Source organism: Sphingorhabdus sp., assembly GCF_046154385.1.
Classification (GTDB): domain Bacteria; phylum Pseudomonadota; class Alphaproteobacteria; order Sphingomonadales; family Sphingomonadaceae; genus Sphingorhabdus_B.
On record NZ_JBJXFW010000059.1, the window covers coordinates 1 to 8,258 of the forward strand.

An 8,258-nucleotide genomic window follows, 5' to 3' on the forward strand; every position below is an offset into this window, starting at 1 on the left:
ACGACAAAGATGGATCAATCCGTGATTAGAGGTTTGAAAGCCATTAAAGCTTGTCCGAAATCTTAACGGACATTCCGCTAACCACAACACAGCCGCCAAATCGGACTGTCGGCAAACGACAACATTGCGGACATACTTCAAAATTGCCACACTCGGCTCCACCGACGTCGTATTGCAGGAGTGTGACCAGTGAGGGCTCGTAGCTCCAAATATATAATGATCGAAGCTATTGTTATAGGTTTTCTCGTTGCAACTATCTTCACAGCAGATTGGGCCTATCAAGCGGGTATGCTGGCAAAAGGCACTGCGCTCGGAATCACCGCTCTTCTTATGTTCGCTGCCGTTGTCGCCGTCGTCGGACTTGTAATCGACCTTCTAATCATTGGATTTCGCATGGTCTTTTCGTAAATGGTCAGTAGCTGACATTGCTCCGCAGCCGAAACTTCAGAGCAGTGACGGCAACTAACCACAACATTCGCGACATTCCCGCCATCTGCTCGGCACACCAAAAGCGGCCATTTGTTCAGCTACATCCTTTTTCCCTTTTTTCGCTTCTTTCTTCTGACGAAAAAAGGGCGCAACCTTTCCGTCAATCGCACGGCAATTCTGGAAAACAGGAAAACAGCCCTTATCTTCGCGCCTTCACCCCTTCGTGCGAACCAATATCTCTACCCGACCCACGCGCTGATCTGACCGGCCACATCGTTTGCGGCGGCGTTGAGGGCGCGACCGGCTTCGCGGGCGTTGATGGCGGTGACCGGTTTGCGCGATTCAAAGCGTTTCTTTTCCACTGTTTGCCCACGGTTGATCTTGACCGCGTCATAGACCACCACGGCTTCGGAAGAGGCTTCATCAAGCCCGAACTCCAGCAAACTTCCCGACAGATAGAACTGCGCCCTTCCACCGGCATCGGTTTCGTTGAGCACCAGCCGGTTGCTCTTGGCCGCGATGTTTTCCATCAGCAGCATCTGCATCAGACGCGAGGGTTTATCGGCCCAGACGGCGTCCTTGATATAGGCGATGTTGCTGTCGTCAACCTGCACCGGCACGCGGTTCGAATCGAGTTTGCGCGGGGTTTCGGGAAGCAGGACGATCAACGCCTCACCCGAGGCACCGCTTTTGCTGGTTCCGCCTGCAACGCTGCTGTCAGACGTCAGCACCAGCATCGAAGGCGGGGCCTTGCCGCCGAAACTGACGCAGGCAGACAGGGCCATTGCGGCGGTGGCGACACACAAGGCGTTTCGCAAAATCTTGGTCATGGTCATCTCAATTCCGTTTCCGGCCATCGGGCTTGTAATCGGGTAGCGCAGGCGCGCTGACGACACCGCCAAGGCCATTCTGGTCCACCCGCTCGGTCACCGATTTCAGCGACACCGACAATTCGCGCAGGTCACGGGCCAGTTGCGTGACCTCCGGCAAGGTTTGCGTGTTCAGCGTTTCGATGGCGGGGTTGGCGTTGTTGAGCGTGGTTTCCAATGCGGCAAGACTGCCATTAGCTGACCGCAATGTCTTGCGTAATTCCGCCATCAACGGCCTGCCTTCACTGTCGAGCAACAGATTTGCAGTTCCAGCCGTTTTGGCCAATTCATCGGCCGCCAAACCTGCCTTTTGCAAGGTTAGGCGCGATTCCTGCACGGCCGCGCGCAAATCCGGCGCTTGGGTGGCCAACGACCCCGATAGGCTTTCGACATTGTCGAGGATCTTCTCAATCGATTGCTGGTTTTTATCGGACAGGATGCTTGTCAACCGTTCGGTTAATGTTGACAGCCGTTCCACTAACAGCGGCGCATTGTTCAGCAATTCGCCTAACGCGCCCGGCTTTGTGGGAATAACCGGAACGCCGGTGGGGCAGGCGGACTTTGGGTTTTCCTTGGGGCAAACCAATGAAGGCGCGCCTTTTACGGCACCATCAAGTTGAATTTCGGAAACTCCGGTAAAACCGACGCCATTGATAGTCGCAACCGTTCCCAACAAAATCGGAACTTCATCCTTGATGGTGATGCGCACCCGGACAAATTCAGGGTCCGGTTCCCATAATTCTATGCTGTCGATTTCACCTACCGGAACGCCAGAAAAAGATACGCCCGAACCTTTGGCAAGGCCATTGACCGATTGCTGGAAAAAAATATCATATTCTTTCTTGCTGCCTTCGCCCGCGCGCGAAAGCCACACAGTAAAGCCCGCAAGCAAGGCCAGCAGCAACAACGTCACCGCGCCGACAATTACATAATTGGATTTTGTTTCCATCGCCCCGTCTTATGGCCTCCCTGGCAACCGATTGTCCACGACCTATTTGTCGACCCGCTTTGCATGTCCCCTTCGCGCGGCACGCCCGCGCGGGCCGCTGAAATATTCCTTGACCCACGGGTGGTCCGTCGCCAGCAATTCCTCAATCGCGCCAATGGCAATTACTTTATGGTCGGCAAGGACCGCAACGCGATCGCATATTGCGTAAAGTGTATCGAGGTCATGGGTGATCAGAAACACAGTCAGGCCAAGCGTTTCTTTCAGGTTTCTCGTCAGATTATCAAAATTGGCCGCGCCAATCGGGTCAAGACCCGCGGTTGGTTCATCAAGGAAAAGCAATTCGGGGTCCATCGCCAATGCGCGTGCCAACCCGGCCCGTTTCCGCATCCCGCCGGACAGCTCGGATGGATATTTATGGGCCGCTTCAGGCGGCAAGCCGCTCAAGTGAATTTTGTAGCGGGCAATTTCTTCCAAAAGTTGGGCGCTGAAATCGGGGTAGAATTCACGCAGGGGAACCTGCACATTTTCGGCCACCGTCAGCGTTGAAAACAGCGCGCCGCCCTGAAACAACACCCCCCAGCGACGGCGGACGTCGGTTGCTTCATCTTCTTCCTTGCCGATCATCGCTTCGCCGAAGACGTGGATGTAGCCTGCTGTCGGCTCCTGCAGCCCGATGATCGAACGCATCAACACGGACTTGCCGGTGCCTGACCCACCGACAACGCCCAAGATTTCGCCCTGCCGGACATCAAGGTCGAGGTCTTTATGAATGATCTGGTCGCCAAAGCTGTTACAGAGCCCTTGCACCGAAATGATGTTGCCATCCGCCATCGCTTAGTCCCAACCGATTTCGCTGAAGAACACGGCGAAGAACGCATCGAGCACGATGACGAGGAAAATGGCCTGCACCACGGCGGCGGTCGTTTTAAGGCCGACTTGTTCGCTGTTGCCTTCCACCTGCATTCCTTGAAAACAGCCGGCCATCGCAATAATTGCACCAAAAACCGGTGCTTTTATCATACCAATCCAGAAATCCGTCATGGGAGTGACTTCGCGCAGCCGGATGATGAACGTGGCAGGCGGGATTTCGAGGATGATCCAGCACAATAAGCCACCGCCGATAATCGCCATCAGCGACGCATAAATGCCCAGCAATGGCATCATGATAACCGCCGCGATAACGCGCGGCACCACAAGCGCTTCGGCCGGAACGACGCCGATGGTTCGCATCGCGTCAATTTCTTCGGTGATTTTCATCGTCCCGATCTGCGCGGCAAAGGCAGAGCCGGATCGGCCGGCGACCATGATTGCGGTCATCAATATGCCCAATTCGCGGAAGGTCAGGCGACCGATCAGGTTGATTGTAAACACTTCGGCCCCGAATTGCCGCAGCTGCACCGCGCCCTGTTGCGCGATAACGATGCCGATCAGAAAGCTCATCAATCCGATAATGCCAAGGGCGCGAACGCCAACCATATCGAAATGTTGAACAACAGAGTGCCAGCGAAAGCGGCCGGGATTGAGGATCAGGATCACGGACGCTTTGACAACCTGCCCCACAAAGCCGAGAAAATGCAAAAGGGTCGCAAAGGCGATAACCACTGCTTCCCCGATTTCGCCCAGAAAATGGGCGAGTGATGATGTGCGGGCCGGGGCAACCGGGGCCGATTGGTCAACCCCGCTGACCGCCTCGATCAGGCGGGCCGCATCCATATGCGCGTTGATAATTTGCGCCCCGCTTTGTTTCGCGGTCCGGTACACGAGCCATGCGCCAACGGTGTCGATATGGGTGACATCGCCCAGATCTATATGAGTCACTGAACTGGAAAGGGCGTGCAACCGTCCGTCCAAATCGCCAATACACGCTATCGACAGGCCGCCGGAAAAGTGCACGACTTGGCTGCCATCGGCGAGGGTTTCCTGAATAAAGTTGGCAGCGTCAGCCATGCGCCCTTCACTGGCGCATAATCCGATTTATCACAAGCCTGTAGACATTCATGTGCGGATTGTGCCTGTAGCGACATGATGACGACTCCCGCCAAAACCTTGCTTGCCATTTATGATATGGACAAAACAATCACGCGACGCGCGACCTATAATGGCTTCTTGTTGCATATGGCGCTCCATAAATCACCGTGGCGGCTGTGCCTTGCACCGCTGCTTCCTCTCGGTCTGGCGCTGTATGCGGCCAAACTATGGGATCGCGCGCGACTCAAGCAGTTTTCCCAAACGCTGCTCATCGGTCACAGCGTTCCTTTAGAGCACTTCGCCCAGTATCTGGAAAGCCACGCCGATCTGGTGGTGGGCAAAAATGTCTATCCGCAATTGCAGGAGCGGGTCGCAGCAGAAAAGGCGGCCGGATACCGCCACATCATGGCGACCGCGTCCTATCGCCTGTATGTGGAGGCAATAGCCCACCGGCTCGGCTTCGACGATGTTATCGCGACCAATCTTGCCACCAACAGCAGCGGGCATGTGCTGGCGCGGATTGACGGGCACAACTGCTATGACACGGCGAAGCTTGATCGGGTGAAGGCGTGGATGCAGGCACACGGTATCCGGCGCGAGGATTGCCACATTCGTGCCTATTCGGACCATATCTCCGACGCGCCATTGCTTAGTTTCGCCGACGAGCCCTTCGCCACCAACCCGCACGGCCCGCTAACCCGGATGGCCAGGGCCAACAGATGGACGATATTGGACTGGCGTTAGGGTGGGGGGCGTCGGCTTAGTCCGCCACCCGGCATTCTCCCATTACTCCCCATCACTCCACGTCACCCTGAAACAAGTTCAGGGTGACGGTTCTGAGAATTAGGGCCTCCGGCGAAAGCCACCCTTTTTTAAACCAACGCCAGTGCCTGATCGAAATCGGCGATCAGGTCATCGGGGTCCTCGATACCAATCGAAATTCGTACCAGATTGTCGGTAATGCCCAGCGCGTCCTTGCGTTCCTGCGGTACGGACAGATGGGTCATCGCCGCAGGATGGCTGGCGAGCGTTTCGGTGCCGCCCAGGCTGACGGCAAGTTTTGCGATTTTCAGGGAATCGAGAAAGCGGAAGCTTTCCGCTTCGCCGCCCCGGATGAAAAGAGAGAAAGTCGACCCTGCGCCGGTGCAGTGGCGGTTGTAGATATCCTGCTGCCGTGCATCTTCGATCATGCCGAGATAGCCAAGTCCTTCGACCTTTGGGTGCGCCTTCAAAAAGGCACAGACCTTCGCCGCATTCTCGCCCGCCCGCATCATCCGTAATTCGAGCGTTTCCAGACTTCGCAACAGCATCCAGGCGGTGTTTGGATCGCAAATGGTTCCGATAACATTTCGCATCGGCCGGATGATGTTTATGAGGGACTGGCTGCCTGAAACACCACCTGCAACAAGATCCGAATGCCCGCCCGCATATTTGGTCAGGCTATAGACCACCAATTCGGCGCCTTGCTTGATGGGTTGCTGCCACAAGGGACCCAAAAAAGTATTGTCGATGGCAATGGCGGGTTTCTGCTCGCCCGGGAACGCCGCGTCGCGTGACGCACGGACAGCTTCGACATCGACCAGCGCATTGGTTGGATTTGCCGGGCTTTCCAGATAGACCAGCGCCACCTTGCCGCCCTTTTCGGCGGCCAGCGCCTTGGCCTGATCCATCATGCTGTCAATCTCTTCGCGCGTCGCACCCGCCGGAAAGTCGAGGAAGGACACGCCAAAGCGCGACAGGATGCGCGCGATCAGCGTCTCGGTCGCCGCATAGAGCGGACCCGAATGCACGATCACGTCATTTTGCCCGACAAGCGCCAGCAACATCGTCGCAATGGCGGACATGCCACTGGAGAACACAAGGCTGTCATCCGCTTCGTCCCAGACCGCGAGGCGGTCCTCCAGGATTTCCTGATTGGGGCCGTTGAATCGCGAATAGACCAAGCCATCGGCCGGACCTTCACGCTTGCCGGTAATATGTTCGAAGAATTTCTTGCCCGCCGCCGCGCTTTCGAAAGCGAAGGTCGAGGTCAGGAAAATCGGAGGTTTTAATGATCCTTCCGATAAGGTGGGATCATATCCGTGTCCCATCATCAAAGTGGCAGGCTTTAGCTTGCGTCCGCCTATGGTTTCGATATCTGCCTTGGGCTTGCGGCGCGAAGCCGGGGCGGCGATGGGGGGTGAAATGTTGTCGGTCACGGGAATCTCCTATATGCCGGGCAATATCATTATTTGTTACAATTGAAACTAAATTACATGGCGTGTTTCAGACAAGTCGAAACAGATCGAGCCATCCTGTTGCAGGCCGGGTTAGGCAAAAGCCTGATTGCGCCGCACCGCGGGGCGCGCTAGCAACAATAAGAGGGTAGAATTCCAAAAGAGACCGCCCCGTTAGTCCAAGGAGAGAGTTGTGCCTGCTGAGCAATTTGACGATTTTGACAGCTTCCCCAATCTGGTGTCAATGTTTCTGGCGCGCGCGCGTTACCGCGGCGACGCACCTTTCCTGTGGAGCAAGAAAGACGGTGGCTGGGAATCAATAAGCTGGGCGCAAACGGCACAGCACGTGGCGGCTTTTGCCAAATCTTTACGGCAAATGGGTTTGCAAAAGGGCGATCGTGTCATGTTGGTGTCGGAAAACCGGCCGGAATGGTGCATCGCCGATCTGGGCATCATGGCTGCGGGATGCATCACAGTTCCGACTTACATCACCAATACCGAACGCGATCATCAACATATACTGGACAATAGTGCATCACGGGCGGTCGTCGTTTCAACGGCCAAACTCGCGAAAACCCTGATGCCAGCTGCGATTCGATCATCCGAGGCGGAATTCATCATTGCCATGGAGCCTTTGCAAGCGACTCAGCAAGGCCAGTTGTCGATCCACAATTGGGCAGACATGATCAAGGGAACAGATGCAGATGTCCGTACAACCGAAGCCGCGATGGCCTCGGTTACGCGTGACGATTTGGCCTGTATTATATACACCAGCGGAACAGGCGGTGCACCGCGTGGTGTGATGCAACAGCATGGATCGATTCTGCATAACGCCGACGGCGCAGCGACAGTATTGCGCGAAGATTTCGGGCTAGATGAAGAAGAAGTGTTCCTTTCATTCCTTCCGCTAAGTCATGCATATGAACATTCCGGTGGGCAGTTTCTGCCGATAGGGGTTGGCGCGCAGATATATTATGCGGAAGGTCTGGAAAAGCTTGCCTCCAATATTGAAGAAACGCGGCCGACGATCATGGTTGTTGTCCCCCGGCTTTTCGAGGTGCTGCGTCAGCGGATGATCAAGGCCGTCGAAAAGCAAGGCAAGTTTCCAAACTACCTTCTCGACAAGGCGCTTTCTATCGGTGAACGGGATTATAATGGCAGGAAACGGCTGCGCGATGCACCGATGCGTGTCTTGCTTTCGCGGACAATCAAGCCCAAAATCAAGGCGCGCTTTGGCGGACGGATGAAGGCAATGGTTTCGGGCGGCGCGCCGCTGAACCCCGATATCGGCGTGTTCTTCCAGTCGCTGGGCATCACCTTGCTGCAAGGCTATGGCCAGACCGAGGCCGGACCCGTGATAAGTTGCAACCGGCCGAGTGTCGGTTTGAAAATGGATACCGTCGGACCTCCACTCAAAAACACCGAAGTCAAAATTGCCGAAGATGGCGAGATATTGGTGCGTGGGCCATTGGTCATGCGTGGTTATTGGCGCAACAAGACCGAAACGGATCGGGTCATCATCGATGGCTGGCTACATACCGGCGACATTGGACATATTGATGCCAAGGGCCGGATTGCGATTACCGACCGCAAGAAAGACCTGATCGTCAATGACAAGGGCGATAACATCGCCCCGCAAAAGGTAGAAGGGATGCTGACTTTGCAGCCTGAAATACTTCAGGCAATGGTGTCAGGTGACAAGCGCCCCTATATTGTCGGCCTCATTGTGCCTGACCCGGAATGGACACTGGAATGGTGCCATGCACAGGATATCAAATGCGATTTTGCCGATTTGAACGACAATCCGCAATATCGTGCCGCCGTGCG

8 protein-coding genes are annotated in these 8,258 nt (G+C 55.6%); 3 read left to right on the forward strand and 5 right to left on the reverse strand.

The genetic code is table 11. The features are described from left to right. Positions 1 to 189 precede the first annotated feature (189 nt). The gene (locus ACKVOS_RS13035) at positions 190 to 408 is read left to right on the forward strand and encodes a hypothetical protein (RefSeq protein WP_409212421.1); all 219 of its coding nucleotides are present in this window, start codon (positions 190 to 192) and stop codon (positions 406 to 408) included. A 260-nt stretch (positions 409 to 668) separates the two neighbouring features. On the opposite strand, the gene ACKVOS_RS13040 is transcribed toward ACKVOS_RS13035, so the two are convergent. From ACKVOS_RS13040 to ACKVOS_RS13055, 4 genes are read right to left on the reverse strand one after another with little or no spacing between them, the layout of a single operon-like run. Next, positions 669 to 1,265, reverse strand: a complete 597-nt coding sequence (locus ACKVOS_RS13040; protein ID WP_409212422.1) for an ABC-type transport auxiliary lipoprotein family protein — start codon at positions 1,263 to 1,265, stop codon at positions 669 to 671. A 1-nt stretch (position 1,266) separates the two neighbouring features. Further along, on the reverse strand, positions 1,267 to 2,247 hold the full coding sequence (locus tag ACKVOS_RS13045) for an MlaD family protein (RefSeq protein WP_409212423.1): 981 nt from the start codon (positions 2,245 to 2,247) through the stop codon (positions 1,267 to 1,269). Positions 2,248 to 2,289: 42 nt separating this feature from the next. Continuing rightward, a complete protein-coding gene (locus tag ACKVOS_RS13050) occupies positions 2,290 to 3,078 on the reverse strand; it encodes an ABC transporter ATP-binding protein (protein ID WP_409212424.1) in 789 nt (262 codons plus the stop codon). Positions 3,079 to 3,081: 3 nt separating this feature from the next. Beyond that, positions 3,082 to 4,194: an MlaE family lipid ABC transporter permease subunit gene (locus ACKVOS_RS13055; protein WP_409212425.1), complete on the reverse strand. Its 1,113-nt coding sequence runs from the start codon at positions 4,192 to 4,194 to the stop codon at positions 3,082 to 3,084. 75 nt (positions 4,195 to 4,269) lie between these two features. On the opposite strand from ACKVOS_RS13055, the gene ACKVOS_RS13060 reads away from it, so the two are divergent. Further along, entirely contained in the window at positions 4,270 to 4,959 is a 690-nt protein-coding gene (locus ACKVOS_RS13060; protein ID WP_409212426.1) for an HAD family hydrolase, read from the forward strand. Positions 4,960 to 5,087: 128 nt separating this feature from the next. On the opposite strand, the gene ACKVOS_RS13065 is transcribed toward ACKVOS_RS13060, so the two are convergent. Continuing rightward, positions 5,088 to 6,401: a cystathionine gamma-synthase family protein gene (locus ACKVOS_RS13065; RefSeq protein WP_409212427.1), complete on the reverse strand. Its 1,314-nt coding sequence runs from the start codon at positions 6,399 to 6,401 to the stop codon at positions 5,088 to 5,090. A gap of 274 nt (positions 6,402 to 6,675) precedes the next feature. On the opposite strand from ACKVOS_RS13065, the gene ACKVOS_RS13070 reads away from it, so the two are divergent. Next, a partial coding sequence (locus ACKVOS_RS13070; protein ID WP_409212428.1) for an AMP-dependent synthetase/ligase occupies positions 6,676 to 8,258 on the forward strand: 1,583 nt, incomplete at its 3' end.

Excerpts from the sequence above, each read along its gene's own strand:
- ACKVOS_RS13040 (WP_409212422.1), bottom strand. The coding sequence starts at position 1,265 with ATGACCATGACCAAGATTTTGCGAAACGCCTTGTGTGTCGCCACCGCC.
- ACKVOS_RS13045 (WP_409212423.1), bottom strand. The coding sequence starts at position 2,247 with ATGGAAACAAAATCCAATTATGTAATTGTCGGCGCGGTGACGTTGTTG.
- ACKVOS_RS13050 (WP_409212424.1), bottom strand. The coding sequence starts at position 3,078 with ATGGCGGATGGCAACATCATTTCGGTGCAAGGGCTCTGTAACAGCTTT.
- ACKVOS_RS13055 (WP_409212425.1), bottom strand. The coding sequence starts at position 4,194 with ATGGCTGACGCTGCCAACTTTATTCAGGAAACCCTCGCCGATGGCAGC.
- ACKVOS_RS13060 (WP_409212426.1), top strand. The coding sequence starts at position 4,270 with ATGATGACGACTCCCGCCAAAACCTTGCTTGCCATTTATGATATGGAC.